General features: G+C 63.8%; 29 protein-coding genes, 1 pseudogene and 2 riboswitches. Of the genes and pseudogenes, 3 read left to right on the top strand and 27 right to left on the bottom strand.

Translation table 11 applies throughout. The features are described 5' to 3' along the window. The 24 genes from VNK82_00150 to VNK82_00035 all read right to left on the bottom strand — a co-directional run. The coding region (locus VNK82_00150) for a serine/threonine-protein kinase (GenBank protein HXE89354.1) at window positions 1-1,169 on the bottom strand (1,169 nt) is incomplete at its 3' end. A 114-nt stretch (window positions 1,170-1,283) separates the two neighbouring features. Continuing rightward, on the bottom strand, window positions 1,284-2,033 hold the full coding sequence (locus VNK82_00145) for a hypothetical protein (GenBank protein HXE89353.1): 750 nt from the start codon (window positions 2,031-2,033) through the stop codon (window positions 1,284-1,286). Between the two features lie 53 nt (window positions 2,034-2,086). Then, entirely contained in the window at window positions 2,087-2,221 is a 135-nt protein-coding gene (locus tag VNK82_00140; protein ID HXE89352.1) for a hypothetical protein, read from the bottom strand. Window positions 2,222-2,409: 188 nt separating this feature from the next. After that, window positions 2,410-4,188, bottom strand: a complete 1,779-nt coding sequence (locus VNK82_00135) for a hypothetical protein (protein HXE89351.1) — start codon at window positions 4,186-4,188, stop codon at window positions 2,410-2,412. A gap of 98 nt (window positions 4,189-4,286) precedes the next feature. Further along, a complete protein-coding gene (locus tag VNK82_00130) occupies window positions 4,287-5,018 on the bottom strand; it encodes a FecR family protein (protein ID HXE89350.1) in 732 nt (243 codons plus the stop codon). Window positions 5,019-5,448: 430 nt separating this feature from the next. Next, complete coding sequence (locus VNK82_00125) at window positions 5,449-5,946, bottom strand: SgcJ/EcaC family oxidoreductase (GenBank protein ID HXE89349.1); 498 nt, start codon at window positions 5,944-5,946, stop codon at window positions 5,449-5,451. Between the two features lie 352 nt (window positions 5,947-6,298). Beyond that, the gene (locus VNK82_00120; protein HXE89348.1) at window positions 6,299-6,727 is read right to left on the bottom strand and encodes a hypothetical protein; all 429 of its coding nucleotides are present in this window, start codon (window positions 6,725-6,727) and stop codon (window positions 6,299-6,301) included. Further along, window positions 6,720-7,466, bottom strand: a complete 747-nt coding sequence (locus VNK82_00115) for a hypothetical protein (protein HXE89347.1) — start codon at window positions 7,464-7,466, stop codon at window positions 6,720-6,722. Before VNK82_00115 ends, VNK82_00120 begins: the two co-directional genes overlap by 8 nt. Continuing rightward, window positions 7,466-7,798, bottom strand: coding sequence for a DUF190 domain-containing protein (locus VNK82_00110; protein HXE89346.1), 333 nt, complete (start codon window positions 7,796-7,798; stop codon window positions 7,466-7,468). Before VNK82_00110 ends, VNK82_00115 begins: the two co-directional genes overlap by 1 nt. Beyond that, the gene (crcB, locus tag VNK82_00105; protein ID HXE89345.1) at window positions 7,795-8,172 is read right to left on the bottom strand and encodes a fluoride efflux transporter CrcB; all 378 of its coding nucleotides are present in this window, start codon (window positions 8,170-8,172) and stop codon (window positions 7,795-7,797) included. Before crcB (VNK82_00105) ends, VNK82_00110 begins: the two co-directional genes overlap by 4 nt. Then, window positions 8,165-9,307 carry an MFS transporter gene (locus VNK82_00100; protein HXE89344.1) on the bottom strand — a complete coding sequence of 381 codons (1,143 nt, stop codon included), beginning with the start codon at window positions 9,305-9,307 and terminating at the stop codon, window positions 8,165-8,167. The genes crcB (VNK82_00105) and VNK82_00100 overlap by 8 nt, the downstream gene beginning before the upstream one ends. Window positions 9,308-9,384: 77 nt before the next feature. Continuing rightward, window positions 9,385-9,774: a HEAT repeat domain-containing protein gene (locus tag VNK82_00095; protein ID HXE89343.1), complete on the bottom strand. Its 390-nt coding sequence runs from the start codon at window positions 9,772-9,774 to the stop codon at window positions 9,385-9,387. A gap of 3 nt (window positions 9,775-9,777) precedes the next feature. Further along, window positions 9,778-11,544 (bottom strand): dynamin family protein, encoded by a 1,767-nt coding sequence (locus VNK82_00090; GenBank protein ID HXE89342.1) that lies wholly within the window; start codon window positions 11,542-11,544, stop codon window positions 9,778-9,780. Then, complete coding sequence (locus VNK82_00085) at window positions 11,531-11,875, bottom strand: DUF190 domain-containing protein (GenBank protein ID HXE89341.1); 345 nt, start codon at window positions 11,873-11,875, stop codon at window positions 11,531-11,533. The genes VNK82_00090 and VNK82_00085 overlap by 14 nt, the downstream gene beginning before the upstream one ends. Then, window positions 11,872-12,573 (bottom strand): DUF190 domain-containing protein, encoded by a 702-nt coding sequence (locus VNK82_00080; GenBank protein ID HXE89340.1) that lies wholly within the window; start codon window positions 12,571-12,573, stop codon window positions 11,872-11,874. The genes VNK82_00085 and VNK82_00080 overlap by 4 nt, the downstream gene beginning before the upstream one ends. A gap of 35 nt (window positions 12,574-12,608) precedes the next feature. Further along, window positions 12,609-13,184 (bottom strand): hypothetical protein, encoded by a 576-nt coding sequence (locus tag VNK82_00075; GenBank protein ID HXE89339.1) that lies wholly within the window; start codon window positions 13,182-13,184, stop codon window positions 12,609-12,611. Next, window positions 13,181-13,558: a fluoride efflux transporter CrcB gene (gene crcB / locus VNK82_00070; protein HXE89338.1), complete on the bottom strand. Its 378-nt coding sequence runs from the start codon at window positions 13,556-13,558 to the stop codon at window positions 13,181-13,183. The genes VNK82_00075 and crcB (VNK82_00070) overlap by 4 nt, the downstream gene beginning before the upstream one ends. Continuing rightward, the gene (locus VNK82_00065; protein ID HXE89337.1) at window positions 13,555-14,013 is read right to left on the bottom strand and encodes a hypothetical protein; all 459 of its coding nucleotides are present in this window, start codon (window positions 14,011-14,013) and stop codon (window positions 13,555-13,557) included. The genes crcB (VNK82_00070) and VNK82_00065 overlap by 4 nt, the downstream gene beginning before the upstream one ends. 102 nt (window positions 14,014-14,115) lie before the next feature. Then, a riboswitch (Fluoride riboswitch) is annotated at window positions 14,116-14,180 on the bottom strand. 46 nt (window positions 14,181-14,226) lie between these two features. Beyond that, window positions 14,227-14,868 carry a hypothetical protein gene (locus VNK82_00060; GenBank protein HXE89336.1) on the bottom strand — a complete coding sequence of 214 codons (642 nt, stop codon included), beginning with the start codon at window positions 14,866-14,868 and terminating at the stop codon, window positions 14,227-14,229. Further along, on the bottom strand, window positions 14,865-15,881 hold the full coding sequence (locus tag VNK82_00055) for a hypothetical protein (protein HXE89335.1): 1,017 nt from the start codon (window positions 15,879-15,881) through the stop codon (window positions 14,865-14,867). Before VNK82_00055 ends, VNK82_00060 begins: the two co-directional genes overlap by 4 nt. Next, on the bottom strand, window positions 15,881-16,600 hold the full coding sequence (locus tag VNK82_00050) for a metallophosphoesterase family protein (protein HXE89334.1): 720 nt from the start codon (window positions 16,598-16,600) through the stop codon (window positions 15,881-15,883). Before VNK82_00050 ends, VNK82_00055 begins: the two co-directional genes overlap by 1 nt. Next, complete coding sequence (locus tag VNK82_00045) at window positions 16,566-17,309, bottom strand: DUF6062 family protein (GenBank protein ID HXE89333.1); 744 nt, start codon at window positions 17,307-17,309, stop codon at window positions 16,566-16,568. Before VNK82_00045 ends, VNK82_00050 begins: the two co-directional genes overlap by 35 nt. A gap of 66 nt (window positions 17,310-17,375) precedes the next feature. Further along, window positions 17,376-17,813, bottom strand: a complete 438-nt coding sequence (locus VNK82_00040; GenBank protein HXE89332.1) for a universal stress protein — start codon at window positions 17,811-17,813, stop codon at window positions 17,376-17,378. 8 nt (window positions 17,814-17,821) lie between these two features. Continuing rightward, window positions 17,822-19,021 carry a cation:proton antiporter gene (locus VNK82_00035; protein HXE89331.1) on the bottom strand — a complete coding sequence of 400 codons (1,200 nt, stop codon included), beginning with the start codon at window positions 19,019-19,021 and terminating at the stop codon, window positions 17,822-17,824. A gap of 64 nt (window positions 19,022-19,085) precedes the next feature. Further along, a riboswitch (Fluoride riboswitch) is annotated at window positions 19,086-19,163 on the bottom strand. A 133-nt stretch (window positions 19,164-19,296) separates the two neighbouring features. Between VNK82_00035 and VNK82_00030 the strand changes: the two genes are divergently transcribed. After that, window positions 19,297-19,581 (top strand): tyrosine-type recombinase/integrase, encoded by a 285-nt coding sequence (locus VNK82_00030; protein ID HXE89330.1) that lies wholly within the window; start codon window positions 19,297-19,299, stop codon window positions 19,579-19,581. 417 nt (window positions 19,582-19,998) lie between these two features. Continuing rightward, window positions 19,999-20,463 (top strand): terminase small subunit, encoded by a 465-nt coding sequence (locus VNK82_00025; GenBank protein HXE89329.1) that lies wholly within the window; start codon window positions 19,999-20,001, stop codon window positions 20,461-20,463. 43 nt (window positions 20,464-20,506) lie between these two features. On the opposite strand, the gene VNK82_00020 is transcribed toward VNK82_00025, so the two are convergent. Further along, on the bottom strand, window positions 20,507-21,040 hold the full coding sequence (locus VNK82_00020; protein ID HXE89328.1) for a transposase: 534 nt from the start codon (window positions 21,038-21,040) through the stop codon (window positions 20,507-20,509). A gap of 191 nt (window positions 21,041-21,231) precedes the next feature. On the opposite strand from VNK82_00020, the gene VNK82_00015 reads away from it, so the two are divergent. Then, window positions 21,232-22,278 carry an IS110 family transposase gene (locus VNK82_00015; protein ID HXE89327.1) on the top strand — a complete coding sequence of 349 codons (1,047 nt, stop codon included), beginning with the start codon at window positions 21,232-21,234 and terminating at the stop codon, window positions 22,276-22,278. Window positions 22,279-22,544: 266 nt separating this feature from the next. Here the strand turns inward: VNK82_00015 and VNK82_00010 are convergent. Together VNK82_00010 and VNK82_00005 are read right to left on the bottom strand one after the other, a co-directional pair. Continuing rightward, a pseudogene (locus tag VNK82_00010) lies at window positions 22,545-22,712 on the bottom strand (transposase). A 470-nt stretch (window positions 22,713-23,182) separates the two neighbouring features. Then, a partial coding sequence (locus tag VNK82_00005; GenBank protein ID HXE89326.1) for an RHS repeat-associated core domain-containing protein occupies window positions 23,183-24,572 on the bottom strand: 1,390 nt, incomplete at its 5' end.

Here is a 24,572-nt window from a genome sequence, read left to right as displayed (position 1 = left end):
CCGGAGCGGCGCACGCTCCCCGCCAGCACGTAGGCGGCGCTGAGCTGCTGGCCGATCTGCGCCGGGGTCACCGGCTTATCGCGGTAGGCCAGCACTGTGGGCCGGGAAAAGATGCGCAGGCCCTTGATCTTGGAAAGTTCCGTGATGATGTCTTCGGTGATGCCGTCTCGAAAGTACTCGTCTTCCTTCACGCCGCTGAGGTTCTCGAAATAAAGGACGGCGATGGATTTCTCCACCTGCTTGGCGGGAGCCACGCGCGAGTCGCTGGAGTCGGCGGCGCGCTTGCGCCCGGATTCCAGGTCGCGCTTCAGGCGCAGCAGGTCGGTCTTCAGTTCGGTGGCCGTCTGGTAGCGCAGGTTGCGGTCCTTCTCCAGCGCCTTCTCGATGATGCGCCCCAGCTCCGCGGGGAGCTGCGGATTAACTTGCGTGGCCGGAACGGGGTCGCGGTTGAGGATGGCCTCGTAGATCACGGCCGAGGTCTCGCCCTGGAAGGGCAGCAGGCCGGTGGCCATCTGGTACAGGACCGCGCCGCAGGAGAACAGGTCGGTGCGGGCGTCGGTGAGCTGGCCGCGCGCCTGCTCGGGCGACATGTACGCCGCCGTCCCCAGCGCCGTTCCCGGCGTGGTGAGCTGGGCTTCGCCGGCTATGGTCTCCAGCTGCGAGGAGTGGTCGCCGGCGCCGCGCAACGCGGCATCCATCTTCGCCAGTCCGAAATCGAGGATTTTCACCTGGCCGCGCTGCGAGACGAAGATGTTGGCGGGCTTGATGTCGCGGTGCACGATGCCCTTGGCGTGCGCCGACTCGAGCGCATCCGCGATCTGGATGGCGACGCCCAGCAGCGGCTCGATCTCGAACGGCTGCCGTCCCACCATGTGCGCCAGCGGCTGGCCTTCCAGCAGCTCCATCACGATGAAATGGCGCTGCTCGTGCTGCTCAATGGCGTAGACGGTGCAGATGTTGGGATGGTTGAGGGCGGAGGCCGCGCGCGCCTCGCGCTGGAAGCGCTCCAGCGAGGGCGCGTCCTGGGCCAGGTCCGGAGGCAGGAACTTGACCGCCACCCGGCGCCCCAGGCGGCTGTCCTCGGCTTCGTAGACCACACCCATGCCGCCGCTGCCCAGCTTGCGCGTTACGGAATAGTGGGAGACCGTCTGACCGAGCAGCGTTTCCATGGGAGGGCGACGCCTGATGGTATCAGAAAGCGGTCGCGGGTCAACGGCGCCAGTCCTGCGGGCAACAGAAAAGGCGCCGCACGTTCCGGCGCCTCTTGCTTACTGCGGCCGCGATCAGCCGCGCAGCACGCGCGTCTGCTCGCTGAGCTTGTTGCGCAGCCGGCTGATATCCATGATGTTCTCCGGGAGGCGGCGCGTGACTTTCTCCGGCTTCCACAGGTGCGCCAGCCAGATGGTCAGGGCCACGGCGAAGGCCAGGCGTCCTACCAGCCGCACCGGGCGCGGATTGATGGCGCCGTGCGCCATCGTCTCCGCAATGGCGTGCAGCGTGAGGTAGAACAGGAAGCCCGCCTCGATGCCGAACGAGGTCCGTGGCCACGGATTGTGCGTCATGCTGGAGAAGAGCGCCACGCTGGCGAATCCACCGAACAGCAGCAACCCACCCACGCGCTCGAAACTCCGCAGAAAGGCCATCACCGGGTAGTGCTCCCCCATGGGCATGGAGAGCGCCAGCAGTGTGGTTGCCGCCAGGATGCCCACGCCGGCAAGAACGAGCGACGGCACTACGCCCGGCGGAATCCAGCCATAGGGTTTCATCACCTTGGCGAACAGTTCGCGGATCACCAGCAGCGCTAGCAGGACTTCGCAGAACTGTCCGGCCCAATAGACATGGAAGTAGTTCAGGGAACTGGACGACACGGCCAGCAGGATGACGGAGCGAACCAGGCAGAAACTGGCGTAGGCGGTGAAGGCAGGATATTCACGGTGATTGCCGGACTGGAACAGTATCGGCACCAGCGCCGCCTGCAGCAGGATCACCGTGAACCAGACGGCGTACTCGCTGAATCCAAGATAGGCATGCATGGGGCCGACAAGGCTCCTTTCTTGCCCCGCCGGCCCCTAATCTCTCCCTATCTCTAGGGCTCGGTCGGGCAATACTTCGGGGGGCAGACCGGGTCGGGGTCGCCGCCGAAGCTCACCGGCGCCTGCGCCGCAAGTGTCATGGCGAACAGCGCCAGTCCAGCCAGGCACAGCAGAATACGCTTTCTCACGGATAGCCTCTCTCGCCGCAGTTGCGGTCCGAGAAAGCCTATATCACAAAAACGCACTCCGCCACCGACAAAATGGTACAGCGTTCCGATTCCAGGAATCCGCCGCCCACTCCCTGCCGGAGTACCTGACCTTCCAGGGCGCTAGTCTACCACCCAAGGCAAGCGCAAATGGAAGCAGGAAAAAGCCGTCAGGGATTACCAGGGTAATCTCCGGTTACGGGAGGCTGGCGGCCCAAATCGGGCCGGGCCGGCGAGTCTGCAGTGAATGCGGCCGGATCGCAGACGTAGAAGTCGCGCTGGTCGAACCTGGCCAGCACGGAGGTGTTGGGAAAGCGGGTGCAGCCGGGCGGGGGCGAACAGTTGGTGCAGTCGGCCACGACCAGGCGGATGCCGACCTGCGCGGCCCGGTGCATCAGCGCGGCCTGCGTAGGGCGCTCGGCGGACCAGAATGCCGTCGACTCATACGGCGGGATCTCAGCCGCGATCCGGACGCGCGCCAAATGGGCTAGAGGCGCGCTCCACAACCCGCCGCCGATCACCGCGATACGGTCGCCGGGCCGGGCGCCGCGGCGCATGAGTTCCTGCGCGACCTGCCAGTGGACCCGATCCGGCCGCTCGCGGATGGCCCTGCAGTCTTCAGGCACACCCAGAAGTATCAGCCCCAGGGTCGAGGCGAGGAGCAAGACCGCCAGCCGGCCGGCCAACCGGCCGGTGCGGCCGGATTCCGGGAAACGCAGGGAGGCAAAGACCGCTGTCCAGAACAGGACTACGAACACCGCAATATGGCGGCGCTCGACGTACACCAGGCTGTACATGGCGAAACCCGCCACAGCGGGCAGAAACAGGAACCAGGCGCTTCGATCCAGGCCGATCCTGGCGCCGGGCGAGAGCAGCGCAAAGTGGAGCAGCAGGATCAGCGGAACCAGGATCAGGTCGGGGCGGCTGCGCAACACGAACTGGTAAAGCGGAACGGTGCGGGTGAGCGCCTCCCATTGCTGGCGAAGCTCGAAGTGCGGCCACAGGCCTTCATTCCAGTACGAGGGGTCGTACCAGATGGGATAGCTTCCGGGCACGGGCTCGGCGAATTCGTAGAATGCAGGGCTGGAGGATAGCTTGCGGGGCGGATGCACAGGTGTTCCCGTGCCCTCGGGCTTGCCTTCCCAATGGAACATGGGCGCGCGATTCACGTGAAAGGCGTAGTTGAGGTGGGCCGTGTCGCCCCAAGTGAAACGGCGCTTTTGAAGGGAGAGGACCGCCGCCCAGGGCAGCACAAAGAGCAGCAGGCAGCCGACCGCAGGCAGCAGGAGGCGCGGGCGGCGCGCAATCAGCAGCGCCGCGATCAAAATGACCGGCGTCAACGGGAGAATGGGCGCTTTGGCCAGGTATCCCAACCCCAGCACCGAACCGAGCAGCGCGAAGGTGACCGGGCGCAGATCACCGGTCTGCATGCGCGCCAGAAGTCCGCAGGCCAGGAACAGGGACGCCGCCATCATCATGTCCGCCGGACTGCGGGTCAGTTTGGTGAGGTCGACAATGCACCAGAGGAAGAGAGCGTAGGCCAGCAGGGAGCAGGGGACAGGGGAAGGGCCGACGGAAGCAGAATCGCCTGCCGAACTCGACCTTCTCCAGGTCTCGACCGCGCGCCACATGAACAGGAAGGACGCGAGCAATCCCAGGTAGACGGCGAACCCGACGAAGCTGACGGCGGTGAATTCCCAGTCAGGCGCAGGACGAAGGACGATGAGCATCGCGGCCAGCAGCCAGGAATAGAGCGGGCTCCAGAAAGCGTTGACGGCGGCTCCAAAGTCGCCGCGCGCCCAGGAGAAGGCGATGTCGAGGTAGGAGACGGTGTCCCCGCCTTGCAGATCGCGGTCGGCGATGGCGCGGAACAGGCCGAGAAACACAGCCAGTGCCAGAAGCAGTCCGCGGAGCCAGCGTGGCGCGAAGCGAATGGCAGGCGAGGTCACGCGCGACAGTCTAATGCCGGTTGCCGGCTTTCAACCCCACGTCTGCGCCAAAAACCCGGCGCAGACATGGGGCACCGTTCCCGACAGTTCCAGTCGCGCTACGGACCGGTCGAGGTCGAGGATCTGAACGGAGAAGAACAGCTCGACGACGAAGAGGTGCTGGTGGAAGTCGGGCACTCCTCTCCGCCGGTGGTGCCGACGGCGATCCCGACAGCAATGGCAAGGGCAATGGCCGCGATGATTGCGACCTTGCTGCGGTTGCTCATGCCGACGCCGCGCTCTTTCTCGACCACCATCGTGGACTCAATGCTGTCCTGCTGCACCGAGAGCGGTGTCGGACTCGGCCCTTCCACGTGCCCGGCGCGCACCTCCGCCATCTGGCCGCCGCCGACATCCGTACCCGGCGGCACGGGTGTGGCCTGCGAGTCGGGCTGGTTGGGGTCTTTGCGCAGAGGCGTGATGTTGACTTTACCCGTATAGACGATGACCAGGGTACGGTCGGCGTCTACGAACACATAGAAGTCGGTGCCGATCACGCCAATGACGGCGTGCGGCGTCTTGACCTCGAACTTGGCGCCGGGCTTGGTCAACTGCACCACCCGGCTGCGCAGCCGGCCGTAGTTCAGGTCCAGTTGGGTCAGCTGCGAAGCGCCGTCATGCTGCACCACCCGCAGCTCGCTGTTCGAGCCCATGCTGAGCAGCGAGCCATCCACCAGATGGGCGCGCAGGCGTCCGCTGGCCATGGTGCGGAGCATGTCGTTCCAGGCCAGGCTGTCCTTGACCTTCACATTGGCCGCGTTGCGCGTGGCCGAGGGAACCAGCGCGCCCACTTCACCCGCCCGCTGGGCCTGCGCTAGCGCATGCGGAAATGGGGAAAGCAGAACACATAGAGCAATTGCGATTGCCTGTCTGGGGAGGGAACCCTTCGCCGTGCGAGTCATCTGCGGCCTCCTGTGCACCGGGATCGTCCGGACGGAGGAATCCGCGGTTCTGCGGCTGGTGCCCGATGACCCTTCCGTATAAGACCGCAGCCTGCGAATGAGGGTACAGATATCGCCCAGTGAAGAGGGGAGGCCAGCAAGCTACGCCGGGGCCGGCGCGGCTGTCAAGCACTAACCGGCGGATGCGCCTTTCTCCCCGTCGGCAGCATCGAGCACACGGGAGGGTTGGTGGTCGCCCGCGCGGCGAGGCGGGAGATTCCTGGAAGCCCCAAGCACTCGGGGCGAGAGGTAGATCGTAGCGGACCCTGCTGAGCGACGGCTATCTGTCCGAGTTGAAAATGTCGGCCCGGGCTTTCCACTTCCCGTCCGGCTGCTTCTTCCACACCACTACGTACTTGCCGTCGGTAGTGACGGGCTTTCCCTGGGCGTCATTCAAGGTCAGCGTATAGGTGCCGGTTTCAAAGGCCAGGTCGCCGGACCTGGCGACCTCGATGTGCGTTGTGGTGAAGCCGGCTGCGAAACCCGGACTGGTGAAGAACTCCTTCCAGAAGGCGAGGATGTTTCCCTTGCCGGTCACGAGAGGAGCGTTGGGCGGGAAAACGCTGGCGTCGGGCGCGTAGAAAGTGACGAATCTCTCGGCATCCTTGGCGACCCCCGCCTCCGCCCACGCGGCCGTTTCGGCGCGAATCGCCTTCTCATCGGCGGCGCGTGTGTCTGGCGGAGCGTTACCGGCAGGGGCTTTGTCCTGCGCCACACCTGCGACGGCCAGGGAAGCAGCAACGGCCGCAGCGAGAATCAATGACGTGCGCTTTCGCATTTCTGACCTCCTTGGAAGTGCCGGCAACGGCCTGAGTGGCGGGCGTTGGTGGAGCTAGTCGGGATCGAACCGACGACCTCATCGCTGCGAACGATACTGCACTCGGTTCGCTTTGTCCATCTTTTCAATCACTTAGACCTTGCCGCCTGCCCCAAATCAGGGCAGTTTTTGGAACGTATGTGGAACGTTGCGCGGCCGGAGGGTTGCCTCAAAGCACCCATCAAGGCCCGCGCGGGCCGGCGGACCGCACCGCCCAGTTCCTGGCGGCCCTTAGGCGCAAGCAGGAGGCGGTTCCAGGGGGTCATCGACCACATCGCCACGCTGAGGCTGGTCATAGAGACAACAGGCCGACCTACTCCGGTCCAGCGAATGTTCGATTCATTCTCTCAAGTATGGAGATCATTTCGTCCAGGCGCTGGTCCAGCTGATGCGCAGCGAGTGCGGGAACCTTACCCAGGCCTTTCATGCGGCGGGGGCGGCAGTTCTCCAGGATGGTCCACATCTGGGAGGTTTCGGCTGCTACGATGCGCCGCAGGTCACGCCGATGCGTCTCCAAGCCGTAATCCCGGGCCAGCTTCTCGGCAAGGGGCTGGAGCTTGTGGAGCGCTTCGCGCAAGAGGGCCGTGTCGGCTGCGGACAGTGACGGCTCCACTACATTCAGCCGGGCAGGAGAGGGCTTGTGGTCCAGCAGATCCAGAATGCGCACGACGGCCGCGTCCACCATGGCCATGGAAACCGCCAGACGGCGAAGATGATTCTCATTGAGTCCCGGGTCATCCATGAGTCGGGCTCTCCCCTTTCATCCTGAAGTCGATGTACAAGGGCGTGATCTTGATGTGATCCTCGGAGCGGTACCTGGCCTGGCCAGCCAGGTCGAGCATGGCGAGGATGGCCCCGGGGTTGCCCTCGCTGAACTCCACGGCGCGCTGCAGGAAGTCGTCCAGATTTTGCGCTTGGAGCCCTTTGCGGTTTGCAGCCTCACGCGCAAACTGCGCGGCGACCTCCAGGTCGAAATTGTCGAGGGAGAATCGGTCGGAACGGTCGGGAAAACGGCGGAGCAGAAAGCCCACGTCTTCCATGTGCGCCGAGCGCGCCACGGCAACCACCGAAGTCGAAGCCCAACTTGCGACCTCTTTGAGAGTTGCCGCGAGCGCCTGTGAAGCGAAACCGAGGTGGTCCAGGACGACGGTGTACCCGGTCGCCTTCAGAGCTGCGGCGACGATCCCCCGGATCGCGACCGCCGATTTTGCGGGAATCGCGCTCTCCGGATGGCCGCCCAGCTTGGCGAGAACAACGGGGTCTCCGCGCTGAGCGAGCGCAGCGGCTAACTGGCGAAAGATGCTTAAGCTGCTGGCAGAGTGTCCGCAGTAGAGGATGGCGGCATCGTCCCGAATCGCCTGCTTCAGGAGCAGCGTCTTTCCGACGCCGGCGGGACCATGGAACAGGAACGAGCTCCGCTGCTGGAAGCGCTGGCGGAGCTTCCCGAGTTCCTCCACGCGGTCGAAGACGTAGTCGGCCATCAGCGTCGGTTGGGGAATGCGCCTCCGTGCCGGATGTCGACCTCCGTGACGGTGACCAGGCGGTTGCCGACCATCTTCGTGATGGTCGGCATCATGCGCTCGATGTTCTCTTCGGACTCGATGAACTCGATGACCAGCGGCAACAGTCCACCGGCATCGACCAGGGAGGTCGTCGAAATCCCGGCCGCCCTGGTGTAACCGGCAACGCCACGCAGCACCGTCGCTCCTGCCATGCCTTCTTTGGCCAGCGCCTGCATCAGCTCCAGATGCAGGGGTCGCCCGTGCCATTGATCGGCCTCGTTGATGTAAATAGAGACGCGCTTGGCTTTCATCCGATCTTCCTCGCAATTACCGCTCCCAGGACTACGGCCCCGAGGGATGCGACGTTGTTTCCCAGGATGTTGAGGACGGCCAGCTTCACGGCGCCTTCCTCGTACATTTTCAGGGTCTCGAAGGCAAAGCTGGAAAAGGTCGTGAACGCCCCGCAGAAGCCGATGGCGATCAGCAACCGCCAGCGCGGGTCGGCCAGCACGCGCTCGGTGGTCCAGATCAGAAAGAAGCCGATGATCAGGCTGCCCACCAGGTTGATGGCCAGAGTCCCGACGGGAAACGACGCCGTGACATGCTGGGCAGCCCATCGGCTGACCAGGTATCGGCAGACGGCTCCGAAAATGCCGCCCAGCGCTACCCACGCGATGTCATGCATTGGGGGTGTCCTTTCGCCTGCCTGCGGGTATGAGCAGAACCGCACCCGTCAAGGCAAAGATCGCGGCACACGTGAAGGCTGTCAGGGCCGAGTACTTCCACCACAGGAAGCCGACGGCCGCGCTGGAAATCAGGTCGCCGATGCCGTTCACCAGGCCCAGAAGACCGAATCCGCTGCCACGGACCGCTTCCGGCAGGAGCTGCGCGGCATACGACGCTTCCAAAGCATCCACCATGCCGATGTAAAGGCCGGCTCCGACAAACAGGGCGACCAAGGGCACAAGCGAGCCGGCCACACCGAATCCCAGAGCGACACCGGCAAACAGCAGGTACGCGGTGAGCAGCAGCCAGCGGCGGCTCACGAAGTCGCCCAGGTGGCCCGCCGGGAAGGAGGTCGCGGCGTAGACCGCGTTGTGCAGGGTGTAGAGCCCGATGGCCATAGCGTCGGCCTTGCCTGCAAACGCCGGCCTAAGCACTTCGGACGCACGCAGGATCAGCAGGGTGTGAGCAAAGTTCCCCACGCCGAAGAGGCCCGCGGCCAAGAGGAAGGTTTTGAACGCTCGCGGAAACTCGGACCAGGCATGGGCCATGCGCAGTCGTGAGCCGTCTCGCCTGCGGTCACGCACCAGGGCGATGGCGGCCACGGCCGCGGCTCCGGGCATGAACGTCAGCAGGAAGATGGTCCGCAACTGGACGTGGGAGACAAGCAGCAGAGCCAGGGCGGGACCGAGCACGGCGCCCACCGTATCCATGGAGCGCTGCAGCCCGAAGCCGCGACCGTAGGTGGCGGGCGTAACCGAATCCGCCAGCATGGCGTCGCGCACCGGGCCTCGCGACCCGCGGCCCATCCAGGCCAGCGCCCGCAACGCCAGAATCGAGGTCCAACTGGTTGCGAACGCGAACGCCGGCTTTGCGATGGCGGTCAGCGAGTAGCCCGCGATGGCAATCTCCTTCCGGCGTCCGATGCGGTCGCTGTAGTGCCCGCTCAGGAATTTCAGTAGGCTGGAAGCGGCGTCCGCCGCGCCTTCAATCACTCCAAGCGCGGCCGCTCCGGCACCCAGTGCCGTGAGATACAGAGGAAGAATCGCGGTTGCCGCCTCGTGACTCATATCGCTGAACAAACTGGCGAAGGACATGAGGAGGACATTCCGGTTCAGCCATGGGTGGGAGCCCGCAGGAACTCTGGCGTCCACGCCTTCCTGAATGGCAGAGTTCATTCCGTCCCCTTGCCTTCCGCCGGTCCCCGGAGGGCAGTGTTCGCCGCCTCTCGAACGACGAGCGACGAATCTTGCAACGCTACCCGGACGGCGGCCCGGGCGTCGCGCGACTCATGACGAGCAAGCGCGGCGACGGCACTGGCGCGCACGAAGTCATCCTTGTCGTTCAGCAGCCGCAGCAGCAAGGGCACGGCAGCCGGGTCTGCTTGACGTCCCAGCAGCCAGCCGATCCGCGCCCTGGTCTCCGGAAGCGGGTGCGCTGTTGCAGCGGCGAGTTTCTCCATCAGAGGACGTGAGTCCGCGCCGGCGGTGGTGGCCCCACAGCGCGGACACCGGTCTTCCTCGCTGCACATCTCGTTCCAGCAATGAGTGCAGAAGGCGAGCATTGCTTAACCCTCCGGCCGAACTCTATCGACCGAGTGCCCGATCTCACCTTGGCCGGCGGGCTGCAGTGAGCGCAGTTCGGATTCCAGGCCAGCCAGACGCGAGAGCTCGGCCTCCACGGCAGCGCTGCCGGCTTGTTGCGCCGACCTGGCGCGCGCCAGCGCCCGCCCGGCTACGCTGCTGATCTCACGCAACAGCGCTCGAATCTCACTCTCCAGTCGCCGCCGGCTTTCCGCTACGCGTTCGTCGAGATCGCTCTGCACGCGGCTGGCATTGGTCTCCAGCAGCAGATCCAGAAATTCCCGTGCTTCGGCTGCGACAGGCTCGTACTGGCGAACCATTCCCAACAGCAGGTCGGCCAGATAGCGGAGTGGAGAGGCCGGCCGAGCAATGTGCAGGAAATCATAGAAACAGAACTTCGAGGCAGTGCGAAACGCCTCCTCTGCCTCCAGGTTCTCGGGCAGGGCGGCCACGCCGGACAGCCCTGCCGCCGCAATCCGCCGCAGAAACTCGTTCGCCAACTCGATGAAGCGCCGGGCCGCCTCGCTGTAAGCTTGTTCGGCCTGGGCTTGCTCCGTTTCCAGCCACGGCATGACGTGATGCCGGGCAGTCTCCTGAGCCGCCCGCATGGCTTCGCGACGGAACCGCGGACCGGTTCTGCGAGGCAGCGCGGCCAGCTTTCTCTCCAGGTCCACCTGGGCGATAGCACGCACGCGCTTGAGGAAGTCGTTTCGCCGCTGCTCGAACAGGTGCGAGAGCTTGCGCTGCTCGCCGGTGAAAAGATAGCTGAGATCGCCCAGAGAGCGCTCGGCGGCGGCAATCGTGTCGTCCAGCGCGGCAATGCGGCGTTCTGACTGCTCGATGGGCCGGACCAGGGCCTCGCGCTCCTCCCTGACGACCGCGAGAAGCTGGGTGCACAGGCGAAGCAGCCCGCGCTCGGCGGCGGACCGAGTCAGAACCTGGCCCGAACGCTCGGCCAACTCCTCCAATTCCCGGACAAGCGCCGGCCAGTCGCGCTCGGGACCGCGATTCTCCATGCGCTCGACTGCACTGATCTGGAAGATCGGCCCAATGCCGCGGCCCAAGTGCTGCTCCAGTGTGCGCCGCGAGAAGTCCATGGCGGCCTTCCGCTCCGGCTCGCTGGCCCGGTCGGCTTTGTTGAGCACGAAGAGCAAGTGCTGCACCTGGTGAGCGACCGACTCCACCAGCTCCAGTTCGTCGCCCGAAAGCGGCGGGTCGGCCCCGATGAGCACGATGGCTGCATCAATATGTGGAATGAACTCGCGAGTGGCGGCGGTATTGGCCTCAAAGACGGAGCCCAGACCGGGCGTATCCACCAGACACATCCCGCTCGCCAGCAAGGGACTGGGGACAAACGCCTCCACCGCCGTGACTCCCTTGGCGTTCTGTGGGTTGTGCTCCTCGGAGACGTATTGTCCGAGCGCATCCGGCGATATGGCCTTCCACTCTCCAGACTGCAATCGCACGCGCGCCGAGCGCGAGCCGAATCGCAGAATGGTCGGGACGGTGGTAAGAGGCACGATGCCGGTGGGAAGCAAGGCATCGTGCACCAGCGCGTTGAGCAAGGTGGACTTGCCGCGCTTGAACTGCCCGACGCAAGCGACGTAGAACCGGCCCTCGGCCACGCGCTCGGCCAGGGAGCGAGCGTCAGCCGCGAGGCGCGCCGCGCCGAAATCATCGGCCAGCGCAGCGATGCGGTTCAGCGCCATCACGTCGCGCGCGCCTTCGAGTTCGAGCTCAGTTCTGCTCACGTTGGTGGACATAGCGGATCACTTCCACGTTCGAGACCGCGATCAGCCCCTCTTTGAGCATGGGCTCGACCGCGGGAATCAGCTTCGCAATCTTCTCCTCGGAATCGATCACAGAAACCATGACCGGCGCATCGGAGGAAAAGGCGAACAGGTGCGTCTTACGGATGCGGGTGCTTGCCCCGTACCCCTCAAAGCCGCGGAACACGGTGGCTCCAGCCATATCGAGCTCGCGGCACTTCTCGACGATCGCCTGGTACAGGGGCTTGCCCTGCCACTTGTCGTCCTCGCCGAAGTGGATGCGGACCATCTTGGCTTTGCCTTCGAGCTTCACCTCGGCTCCTTTCTCCGCTCTTCCCGACGGAAGTTGTGCGTGTACTTGATGAGCTCCACGTCGGAGAGCACGACCATGCCGCCCTGCAGCATTTCATCCAGCAGGGGCAGGAACCTGCGCAGCTTCTCTTCGGAATCCACGATGGAGAGCATGATCGGCGCATCGTGTGAGAGTCCCAAGGGTTTGTCCTTGTGCATTCTGCGGTTGGCCCCAAACCCGAGGATCCCGCGGTACACAGTCACGCCGGCGATGTCGTTGGCCCGCAGGCTCTCGATGAGCGCCTGGTACAAGGGCTTGTCGCGCCAGCGGTCGTTTTCACCGATGTAAATTCGCATGAGCTTCGCCCGACCCTCCACCCGGACCGCCGTCGGCTCCTCTTTGGCCATCTCGCCGGCCGGTTGCGACGGTTTGACCACTGTCGTGTCCTGCAGCTCGATCAGCCCGCTTCCAACCATCTCGTGGAGCTTGGGCAAAAGCTCGTTCACCTTGTCCAGCGACTCGATGAACTCGACCTTGACGGGCAGATTCTCCGTCAGCCGCAGGATGCGGGTCGTGTGCAGGTGATGGTCGGCGCCGAACCCGGCGATGCCCCGCGTCACCGTGGCGCCGGAAACGCCCCGGTAGAACAGGAAGTCCAGGATGGCGGAGTACGCCGCCTGGCCGTGGTATTGCTGGTCCTCGGCGACGTAGATTCCCACCCGCTTTGCCGGACCTGGTTTGAGCAAGCGTCCTCCTACTCTGTCTCTACCCCTCGTTGCGATACCAGGAACTCCGCCGCCCGTCCCAGCACGCCTCCTCCGCCCGGCTGCCCCTCGCGCACACGGGTCAGAAACGACTGCAGCTCCTCCTGCAGCTCCTGAGCGCTTCGCCGGGCAATCGCTCGGATCGCTGGCTGCAACCGAACCGGTACTTGCGGCAGCAGCTTGCTGGCATGTGCCCGGCAAAGCCTCCCATGCTTTTCCATCCAGCGCATCACCATCGGGTGCCTGAGCTGCTGGGCCAGTTCCTTCAGGCGCAGGGTTTCCTGCTGCCGGATCTGCGCACAGAAAGAACACTCCCTTGCCGCTTTACCCGAAGCATCCTCATCCAGTCTCGCCAGCAGGTTGAGGAACAGACTCGCCGCGTGGTCCGCCTTCACCGCAGCCGCCAGAGCCCAGGCGTGGAAGTTGCAGACGCCCGCCACCACGTCCGGCGCGGCGCCTTGCAGGCTGGCGGACTGGTAGTTCTTCAGGAAGACACAGATCGGGCAGCCGCCCTTGGCCAGCGCCTGTGTGATCTGCCGAATGTCCACCGGCTTGGCCAGTCTCATCCGACCACCTTCCCGGATACCGCTCCCAGCCACACGAAAATGAAGCCCACGATCACACTGAGCACTACGTTAAGCAGGCCCGTGACCCACTGCCCGTCACGTACCGCCATGAGCGTTTCGTACTCGAATGTCGAAAACGTCGTGTATGCACCGATAAAGCCGATAGGAATGAGGTATCGCCATTTGGGATGGAGGTGCGTGCGTTCGGTCAGGATGGTGAGGATGAGTCCGATCAGGAAGCATCCGGAGCAGTTCACCACAAAAGTTCCGTAGGGGAAGCGAACCCCCATGCGCTCGTAGACCAGGCCGCCCACCCAGTAGCGGGCAACCGCTCCCAGAAATCCTCCCACCCCAATCATCAGATACTTGATCACTCCGTCCGCTCCCCTCCATTCAGTTCGCGGTACATCGAGCCGACTGTACTCTCCAGCTCTTCGACAGCCTGGTTCAGTTCCGAAACCGCCGTCGCCTTCACTTCTCCGTAGCCACGAAGGTGCTTGGGGCGCATCTCCGTGATGGCAATGTCGACGAAGTCCAGGCTCGCCTGAACCGCATGCAAGGCGCTGATCTGCGGCGGGGGCACGGCGATGTCCAGGCGTTCCAGCACCTCCAGCAGATTCTGCCGCATTGCCGCGATGGACTCCTCCATCCGTTCCCGCTGTCTGGGAGACACGTCCGCGATGTACTTCGGGAATGGCGACCGGGAGTTGGTGGAATCGAGGATGTGCTCAATCTCGGTCAGCAGCCGGTCGGCATCCTGGATGCAAACCAGGACCCGATGCTTCTGATAAGGATTCAGCAGTTCGGTGGAACTCTCTGTTCCCGCCATCGCACACCTGTACACTTCAGGACTCGGTCCGATTCGCTTGCCTAAGGAGACTGACTGCTGGCGGGGCCTTCGGGCCGGTAAGACAACATCCCACCATAGACAGCCTCGGTAGGAGTCATCTTCCCGGTTAGGGGCGGTTAAGGGTGAACTCCAACACCCGTCTCTATTATCACCGACTCTCTACTGGTAGGCAATCCCGTCCCAAGCACGGCCTCAGCCTCCCATGGTTTTCTCAAACTCCCACGGGGTTACGAGTCTCCGGTGCCCGACCATCCGTCCCAAGCCGACTCGATGTGCGACCCGCTGCTCTTGCGTGAGCGTCCTCCGGTCGGCGGGATTATCGTTCTTGACATACTCCTCCATGTTCCGGGCGATCTCGTCATACACTTCGGCCTGCATTTCGAGCAGCCGCCGAAACAGACTCGGAGAGATCACATCTCCGAGCGCCTCAACGTGGGCCAGGCACAAAGGCGGCGCGGGCCTCGGCTGCCCGACGGCGGTGATCATCGCCGCCACTCGCTCCAGTTCCACGCGTTCCGCAAAGCTCTTCAGTGAGCACGCCGGGCACCGATCGGGCCCGGGCGGCAGGTCGTGCAAGCTGCCCAGCCGGCCCTCCCTGAGCTTCGCGCTCCAGGCCCGGCACACTTCCGCGTAAGCCGTGCAGACACCTTTCGGCGACGCCATCTCCGCATACTGCCAGGTGTGAAGCGGACAGAAACCGCCGAGCTCGGCATGGCGGTTGCGCACTTCTTCGTCGGTGCTCAGGTCGTACTGGTACTGGGCTAGAAAGTCGAACAGAACGTCGCGCAGCCGGGTGCACACGACGCATTCCGAGGTCGTATCCACTCCGTTCATTTCTGTCCTTCACCATGCCGCAGCACCTCGTGCAGGATCGCCAAGCCCCGATCCCATCCGCCGGCACTGGCCTTGCGCTGCGCCACCGCCTTCCGGATCAGCGGCTCCGCCGCAACGTAGTGCGCCACCAGGGCATCGCTGATCTCCGATTGCAGCAGCCAATCATCAACCGCGGCAAACTGGAGCAGCACGCCGATCAGCATCAGCTCTTCCCGGGCCTGGCTCACCTTGAGCCCCAGGCGGGCGCTGGTGACTGCGATATCCGCATCCCGATCGTGTAGGAGCGGTCTGAGCGCGATCCACTCGTTCTCAATGTTCCCAGCCTCCAGTAGAAGGCGCAGTGCCCGGCGACGCCGGCGAAGGCTCGAAGCGTTTTCCTGGTCGGACGACGGCTCCGGATGCAGTGCCGCAGCCACCAGCCACGGCTGAGCTTCAGCCATCATTCCGGTGAGCGCTTCCGCGGCGGGTCCGCGGTTGATGTCGTCGCCGAGGGCTCGGACGAGATAGGGAATCGCTTCCGCCACGTGACACGTCCCCAGCGCCTCCGCAACTCCGGGCAACATGTGCCGGGCAGCAAGTTCGAGCAGCGTATGGCGCACCTTCTCGGTGCGCCACCGCATCACACACCGGGCAGCCAGGCTCTGCACCGTTTCCTCCGAAAGGCGCAGAATTGGATCGGGGATGGCTCTGGGCTGCGTCAGGTATTCGAGCAGCGTATCGACCTCCCCCAATTCCGCGAGCGCGCGCACTGCCCGCCGGCGGGGCTCAGCCACGGACACCGCCTTGCCTTCCAGTAGCAGCCGCCGCAGGGGCTCGACGGCCCGCGTCCCGCAGGCCACCAGCATCGTTACCGCCAGTTCGCCTTCCGTGAGTGAGGCCAGGCTCTTCACCAGCTTGTCGATACTCTCGTCCGAAAGACTCTGGAACGGATGGACCACGACTGCCGGCGCGGCCTTCTCGGCGTCGGCGTCGCCCTTGGGGTCCGGCTGCGCTGCTCCTCGGGTCTCTGACATCAGAGGCTCCTTTCGATGGCCTGCACGTCCGAAACCGAGCCCGTTCTCAGCACCAAAGCCAGATCGTCCCGCACCGACCGCGGAATCGGCAGAGCCTGCACTTTCCGGATCGTGCTTTCGTACGGATACGGACAGGACTTCAGGTCCGCCTGGCCATCCTCCCAGACCGCATAACACGCCTCCGGTCTTCCGATCTTCGGTTGACCCAGGCTCCCCGGATTGATCACTAGCTTGCTGCCTACTCTGCGTATCGCAGGCATGTGCGTGTGACCGACCAGGATGACTTCCGCTGCTGCGTTTCGGACTTCTCTTTTCCATTGCGGGCTGTCGGCCTCGCAGTATCCGAACAGCGGCTCGGACGGAATCGCATGGAGAAGACAAAAGGTCGTACCGGCCGCGCGAATCTCTCTGTGCAGCGGAAGCTGCCTCAGGAATTCCTTCTCGTCCGGCTGCAGGACTGCCGCCGTGAACCGCGCAGTCTCTGCCGCCATCTCCCGGAACCGAGGCGAGCAGCGGGGATCCAGATCGAAGCCGATGGCGTGGTCGTGGTTGCCGCGCACGACCTGCGACGCGTGTACCCGTGCCCAGGCAATCACTTCCCGCGGCTGCGGCCCGTAGTTCACCAGGTCCCCGAGCACCCACAGCTCATCAAAGGGCTCGCGCAGCGCGTTCACGGCGTCGTAATTACCGTGCAGATCGGAGACGATCAGGATTCTCACGGTGGTCCCTTCCATCCTCACTTGCGACCGCGTCCAGGCCGGCGATCAGGCGCGCCGCCCGCTCCACTGCGTCGGCCGCCTGGCCCAGTGGCTCGCCGCGCCGCTGGTAATCGTGCTTCTCGATGAAGGTGCGCAGGTCGCGCAAGTGTTCCTCGATGCGATGCAACGTCAACTCGCGCAGCCAGACCGTTCGTTCCGGCGTCTTCCACTCCCGCAGTGCGATCTGCGTGTGGCGCAGACACAATGGGTCGCGGGAGACTGCGGAAGCGTACTTTTCCTCCTCCGACAACAGCTCCAGCACCTCGATGACTGCCTGTTCCTTGCGTCGGTTCTCACGACAGAACAGGCAATTCTGGCCTGGCGCGAGTGCCGGTTCGGAATTGTGCCTCTGCCACCGTGCCCCTCGCCCACGTCCGGGTGTCTCCCCGGATTCTGAAATCTCCCGCTCCCACTGCCTTAGGAGTTGTTCGCAAAGGATGGCCAGGCCAATGCCACCGGCCTGCCAGGTCTGCTCCTCGATCTCTTTGGCCAATCGAAGGTGGCGCGCGCAGAAGCCGCCTCCCTCCAGAAAGTCTTGCCGGACCAAAGGTGACATCATGCCCTCGTAGAGGAATGACCAGACAGACCGCCGCTCGGACAGCCGCACCGATTGGCAAACCACACAACCGCCTCGTGGCAAAGCCTCGTCCAGGGCCAGCCGCGTGAACAACAAGCCGGCTCGCGATTCCTCCCTTTCGTTCGGCTTGCGCTCCGAGTTCATGGTCCGTCCCCTGAATCAGCGCACCACCAGCACCGGGCAGTGCGCATAGCGCAGCACTTTCTCTGAGATCGACCCGATGATCCACTTCTCGAACATCGACGTGCCGCGCCGCCCCAGGATGATCAGGTCGGCTTTTTCCTTTTCGGCCCGGTGTATGAGCTGTTCGGCCGGATGACCGACGACCACCTCAGCCACCAGGTCAACGCCCTGTTCCTTGGCAGCCTCGATCAGTCGGGCGAAACCCTGTTGGTAGTGTTCCCTTGCGTCGTCCAAAACCCCATTCACCTCGATCTTCAGGGCTGGCTCAGGCGGCCGCGCGACCGCCAAAATCAGGACCTTCGAATCGAGCGCGCGGGCGAACGCTACCGCGGTATCGGCCGCCTTCTCGGCCTGCGCCGAGCCGTCATAGCCGACCAGGATCTTGCGGAATGTGGTGTGTCGTCTGCCGGGCATTGTGCCTCCTAGTCAGCGGTGCTCAGGACTGGCTGTGTTACGGGTCCCTGGGCGTCCTCCCGCGGAAGCAGATGCCGTGGAAGGAAGAATGCATTGGCGATCATGGTCGGAATCACCGCGCTCCCGATCACCGTAGCCACCAGGTGCGAGTACTGCGCCTGATCGATCACGCCATGGTTCAGGCCGAACAGGGCGGAAATGGTGCCGAACGTCAGACCGGTAGACATCATGAGCGTGTAATAAAGCCCTTCTTCCCGGCCGTACTTGAAAGCCTTCACCGTGGGAAACAACCCCACGAACTTGGAAAAGCTCTTGGCTGCCAGCAGCACGAGGAATACGACCGGAGCTCCGATCAGCGCCGGCACGGACACGAACGATCCCGCCCGGATGAAATAGAAGGGCGTCAGCAGGCCGAAGGTCAGCGTGCGCAACCGGCGGACGAGGACATGGTCCTTGCCCACCGTTCCCGCCAGCACCATCCCGATGATGTAGGCAGGCAGTACCGCTTCGCTTCCCGCCCACACCGCCAGCCCGCCCATGCCGAACAACAGCAACAGGAGGTACTTCGCCTCTAGCTCCGAAACCCGCCCGCCGTATCGTCGGAAGAAGCGAGGTGTCAGGAACGGCAGCACCACGAACACCGCGGCGCTAAGGACCACGAAGATCAGCGTGCGAATGGTAAACGGCGAGAAGATCAAGCCCAGCGCGATGACCGTGCCCAGGTCGTTGACAAAGCAGGCGGCAAGGATCGCTTTTCCGAAGTCCGTGGTGTTGAACCCTAGTTCCAGCATCACCGCATACACCACGGCCACTGACGTAGTCGAAAGCGCAACCCCCGCCAGCAGGCTGGATCGCGCGCTCCAGCCGAGCAGGTAGTGCGCGATGGCTGCGCAACCGAAAAACGGCCCCAAAAAACCGACCAGGCCCACCACGGTCGCCTCTTTCCACTTGGTTCGGAAGATCGCCGGGTCGAGTTCCGCGCCCGCAAGAAACGTAAGCACGATGGCGCCCGTTCCCGCCAGAAAAGTGATCCAGCCCGTGCTCGCGCCCAGCGCGGCAGTACCCACCATCGCGCCGATGACGAGCTGGGCCACCGTGCCCACCACGATCTCCGTCAGCGCGGTCGAGATCTTGAACCAGATGGCCAGCAGCGTCGCGAGCAACGCCAGCCCCACCCAGAGCGCAGCCAGAACCCACACGTTCTCCATAGACCGATGCCTCAATCTGTGTTGTAGGGAATCGCTGCCGGGTCCATGACTCCGCGACAAGATTCCCTTGTCAGGAGTCATCATCTGCCCCCGGCTTCAGGCGGGACAGCGGTTAACGGTGAACTCCTTCACCGTGTCAACGACGAGTCCTACGTACTATAAGATGCAGATCGGAGTCAATGGGTTTCGGTTGCGGTTCTCGATTCTTGCGGCATGTCGCACATGGCGCCCGCGCCGGCAGTCTGTGCTGAACATGCGTAAGACGCGACGGCAACATCCTCCGTCGGCATCTGCGGCCGGCGGCCCTCAAGCTCAGCATCGACCCCAAAAAGGCCACCTGGCGCGCATTGCGCACCTCCTGCGCTACGTGGATGGTCGAGGCCGGCGCCAACCCGAAAGACGTACAGGGGCAGATGCGGCACGCGCGCATCTCCACCACCATGGACATCTACGCGCAGCGCGTCCCCGACAGCCAGCGCCGGGCCGTCGACCGCATGATGGACATGGTGGAGGCTCGGGGACTGCAGTCAGGACAATCCGTGGGCCCAATGATCAACTGAATTGGAACGTTTTGGAACGTAATGGAACGTAAACGCAGTGCGGACGGGCTGTAAGTGATTGAAACCATGGTGGAGCTAGTCGGGATCGAACCGACGACCTCATCGTTGCGAACGATGCCGTACACCGTTTGCTCCGCCCATCTTTTCAATCACTTAGGCCTACCACCTGCCCCAAACCAGGGCAGTTTTTTGGAACGTAAATGGAACGTTGCGCGGCCGGGGGTTTGCCTCAATTCAATTCCATCAAGGCCGCGGAATCGCGGAACGATCAGGGTGGTTTTCGGACGGTTCTGAGGGGGTACCTGACAAGATGAAGCACGAACTCCTTTCCCGCTGGTCGGAGAATCTACCCAGTTTCTTACCAACTCACGCTCTGTTTTCGCGGGCTGGCTTGAAGCTGGAAGGACGGGAGGCCTGATGGGCAAGAGCGCAGACATACTATCGGCGCGGGAGGCTGCCTTTGTGCTCCATTACCAAGGTAATGCCCGCGAGGCCGCGTTGAAAGCCGGCTACTCGGCAAAGTCGGCGGACCGTACGGCACAGTTCCTGCTGGGCCGCCCTTCGGTGCAAGCGGCCCTCAGGCGCAAGCAGGAGGCGGTTCTAGCAGTCATGGAGCAGAGCGGCAGGAACATGGGCCACGCCTTCGTTGCCCAGGGTCTCACCCCGGACTTTATCGCGAGAAAGCTCAAAGAGGTCCTGGACAGCCCACCGCATCCCCAGCGGGGCTGGATTGACCACATCGCCACGCTGAAGCTGGTTATAGAGATCCTGGGGCTGGCGCGCAGAAAGCCTGCGCCTGAGGACAATCAGCCCGAGATCAGCGAAGACGGCCGGTTCCTCATTTACAGGCCGAATCGGCGCCGGGAACTGGGGCGGGGCTGAACCGAGGGGCAGATCTGCTGCGGTGGCTGTCGTCGTTCCTACGCTACTCGGTAACAATCCGTTCCGAAGGTGGAACGAGGCTTACTTCATCCCACCCTTCGCTGGCGCGAAGGAATGGGGCACCCTCCGGGGCCGAGCGGTGCGGGAAGCGTGGGCCACCCGCCATGTAGCGCAGCTTTTCGATGCGCTTGCGCCTGCTCCAGACGTTGAAATCGTAGAAGCGGCGCTGCCAGAAGTGCTCGCCCTCCGGCCTGCCGTCCGGCAAAAGCCTCAACTGAGCGCGCGACCTCGCTCGCTCTCGGCCCGCCAGCAGCCGCCGGGCCACGCGCTGCTTCAGCACCTGCATCACCAGCGACGGATCGCCTTCTTCCGGTTCGCTCATCCGCAGGTGAAAGTGTTCGGGCATGACCACGTATCCCACCACCTGGAAGCGATAGCGTCGCCGGACCTGCTCCAGGATGCGCAGAAACAGGTCGCGCCGTGCAGGTGTCCCCAGCAAGGGACGCCGCCGCTCACAACTGCAGGTGATGAAGTGCAGATGCCCTTCGCCGTAGTAGCGCTTCAGCCCCTTGGGCACAAGGGAGGAGTACCACGATACCGCGCCCCAGCCGCGACTCGGTTGCAATCCGTTCCGCAGGTGGAACAAGACTTGACCTCATCCCACCCTTTGCTGCGCAAAGGAGTTGATTGGATAACAGCGAAGGCTCCGACTCGACCCGGTAGTCTTTGGTTAAGGACCAAGGCTGCTGGGGAGGAAGGAGCCCTCGCATGATGATTGTAGGCTGTGATTTTCATCCCAGCTGGGAACAAGTGGCCTGGCTGGAGACGGAGACGGGAGAGACCGGGGAGGCGAAGCTGGTGCACGCGGCCGGGGAGGCGCAAGCGTTCTATGGGCGACTGAGTGGGCCCGCGCTGATCGGTCTGGAAGCCACCGGGAACTGCCACTGGCTACAGGACCTGCTGACCGGGTTGGGGCACGAGGTGTGGATCGGGGATGCAGCCCAGATCCGGGCCAGCTATGTGCGCCAGCAGAAGACGGACAAACGGGACGCAGCGCACATCCTGAAACTGCTGGTGGAAGGGCGCTTCCCGCGGCTGTGGGTGCCGGACCGCGAACAACGCGACCGGCGGCAACTGCTGATTCACCGCCACAAGCTAGTGGAGATCCGGGCCCGGGTGAAGAACGGGCTGCAGCATCTGGCGCTGAACCAGGGCGTACAGAAGAAGAGCCGACTGTGGAGCCGGGCGGGACTGGAGACGCTGCGTGCCCTGCCCCTGCGCCCCTGGGCAGCCCGGCGGCGGGAAGATCTGCTGGGATTGCTGCAGTCGCTGAACCAGCAGATCGCACCGCTGGATGAGGCGGTGGCCGAAGCCGCCCAGCAGGACAGCCAGGCGCGCTTGCTGATGACGCAGCCGGGGGTGGGTCCGGTGACCGCTCTGGCCTTCGTGCTGACCCTGGGGGATGTCACGCGCTTCCCCCGTGGCAAGCAGGTGGCCAGTTATCTGGGCCTGATTCCGCGCGAGCGCAGTTCGGCAGGACGGCAGAAGCTGGGAGCCATCAGCAAGCAGGGCAACCGCATGCTGCGCATGCTGCTGGTGGAGGCGGCGCAGCGCGCGGTGCGCTGCGACCCGGAGTTTCGCAAGCAGTATCTCCACCGCTGTCACTCCATGCCCAGGAACGTGGCCAAAGTGGCGGCGGCGCGCAAGTTGGCGGTCCGACTCTACTGGATGCTGCGCAGGCAAACGCCGTATCCGGAGATCGTTCGCATCGAGAGCAGCCCGCGGGTGCCCCTGGCCGTTCGCCCCGGCGAATAGGCCGCGACGTTGATTGGGTGCTCTCGCATCCCGCAAGGGCGGGATGTCCGCATAGAAGAATCATGGGCGCAGTCCGGCCCGCATCGATGGTTGGTGGAGCGATCCACCGCAGCGTGATTCACAACGTGGAACCCCAGAGTCCTTGGTCCTCAACTTCTCTGGCCCTCACCACGGTGCTCACGCACCGAAGGACGTCGTGTCCCTTGACAACGCCTTCGCTGTTATCGAGGGGCACCCTCCGGGGTCGTGCCGGGCCGAGGAGGGTGGGCCACCCGCCCTTCGCTCACGCTCATCCCGCCGTACTTCGCCTTCCACGCGTAGATCGTGTGCTTCGAGACGCCCACCTCCCGCGCCACGTCCTCCGCCCGCCGCCCCGCCTCCATCTGCTTCAGCGCGGCGATCATCTCCGCCTCCGTGTGCTTGGTCCGCGACACCGCTCCCTCCTCCTCTCCTGTACCGCTGGCAGAAGTATGAAATCATATTCAGCGCTGTGCGGATTTAGGGGAGCAGGTCAAACCCGCGCCGTAACCAACGACTTCATTTCAGTCCCGTACAATGCTGCCAATCCAGTTCAAGGCGACGACGAGAGCAGCAAGTAAGATTGGGAGTGACGCACGCCGAGGGTAGAAGTGAGCTGCGACTATGGCCACGACGCACAGCGTTACTCCTATCCAAACTAACAGCCGCGCTTTCCAGTACCAATCCACATCGAAGGCGAACCGTCCCAATCCCCAGAACCACAGACCGGCTGAGAGAAGTACTGCGACGTATCCGAGCGACGTGACGGCAACTCTTCTCTGGCTTTCTTCGCGTCGGCCGACGAATAGGAACCAGGTGAGGCTATACGCAAAATAGCCGAGGATTCCCAAGGTAAGCGCAGAAATCGCTACTCCAAGGGCAGCACTCATGGCTTCTGCTCCTTCGGCTTCTCCTTGTCTTCGTCAACAACGGTGGCTTCGTTCCTGTCCCCCTCCTTATTGAATCTCTCTTGGAGCTGCTGTTGCGTGCCGGAACCTAGCTGTGGGTCGCTCTGCTTCAACGCGTCGTACTTCCCGTACATCAGGTCGTTTTTGTCAGACGAGTGGTCTGTGCCAAGGAGTGCACTTAGGCCAGTGTCACCTCTAGCATTGTGCGTAACTTCATGGTCCGTGACGTTCCTCACTGTCTGGGGCGTGTTCGCAAGCTCTGTGTTGATGGTGACCCCGCCCAACACGGACTGCCTGCCATAGTCCGCCGATTTAGTCATGGATTCGTTCTTTTCCGCAGTGACGACAATGGTGTTGCTGCTCTTGACTACCTTTGCAGGGTCGCTCGTGACATGAACATTGACCTGCTTCACGCCCCATCGATGAAAGTCTGCCGCAATCTTCGGAGCTGCTTGATTTACCGTCTGGCGACTACTCTGGTCTTTAACAACGATCCAGAGCTGCATATCGCGGCCGTCCGGGTCGACGTAGACTAGCGGATTGTTACGGACGTAGCTGTAGAGATTTAGGCGCTGGGGATCTTGCAACCGGTTGGCCTTGATCGTGATCGGGTCCGGCGACATGAACTTTCCATGGCCGCTGTGGTAGTAGCGGGCGCCGAAGTAGTCGAGGCCCGTCTCCACGTCCCGCTCCTTGCCGGTGAACTTGTGGGTCTCGCCGTCGCTCGAGGCGGTCTGCTCCGCCCCGAAGGGGAAATAGTCGTGGCGGCTGATCACCGTGCCCGCTGAGTCCGCGATGACCCGCGGCGTCCCCAGGTGGTCGGCAAAGTGGTAGCGCGTACCCTGGGTCGCCGATTCGGTGGCCAGCAGCTCCCCGTTCAGGTAGATGTAGTCCTTCACCCAGGCGCCCACCCCCTGGCCGGAAGTCGTGAACTCACTCAGCGCCGGTCCGCCCGGGCCGTCGTTCATGTAGAGCGTGGTCACCCCGTTGACCGTGCGCTTCACCCGCCGCCCGGCGGGGGAGTAGACGTAGGTCGAAGTGCCCGCCCCGGCGATGCGGTTCTCCGCGTCATAGGTCAAGAGCACCGAGATGCCGTTGGTGAAATTGCCGGCGGCGTCGTAGTAGATCCCCGGATTAGTGATCTGGTTCTTGGTGTTGACCGTCAGGCTGAGCGGCGGCGCCGAGCACTGCGTCACCGTGGCACTGAGCAGGTTCCCCCAGATGTCGTAGCCGTAGTCCAGCCCCCAGCAGGTCGGACCATAGATGGACGCCGCCGCCGTCTTCAGCCGGTTCAGCTCGTCGTAGGTGTACGAGTAGCTGTTGCCTTGCCCGTAGTCGTTCACGAACAGCACGTTGCCGTTGTTGGCC

The organism is Terriglobales bacterium, assembly GCA_035573675.1.
Lineage (GTDB): Bacteria > Acidobacteriota > Terriglobia > Terriglobales > Acidobacteriaceae > DATMAB01.
This window is presented reverse-complemented; position numbering and strand designations above follow the sequence as displayed.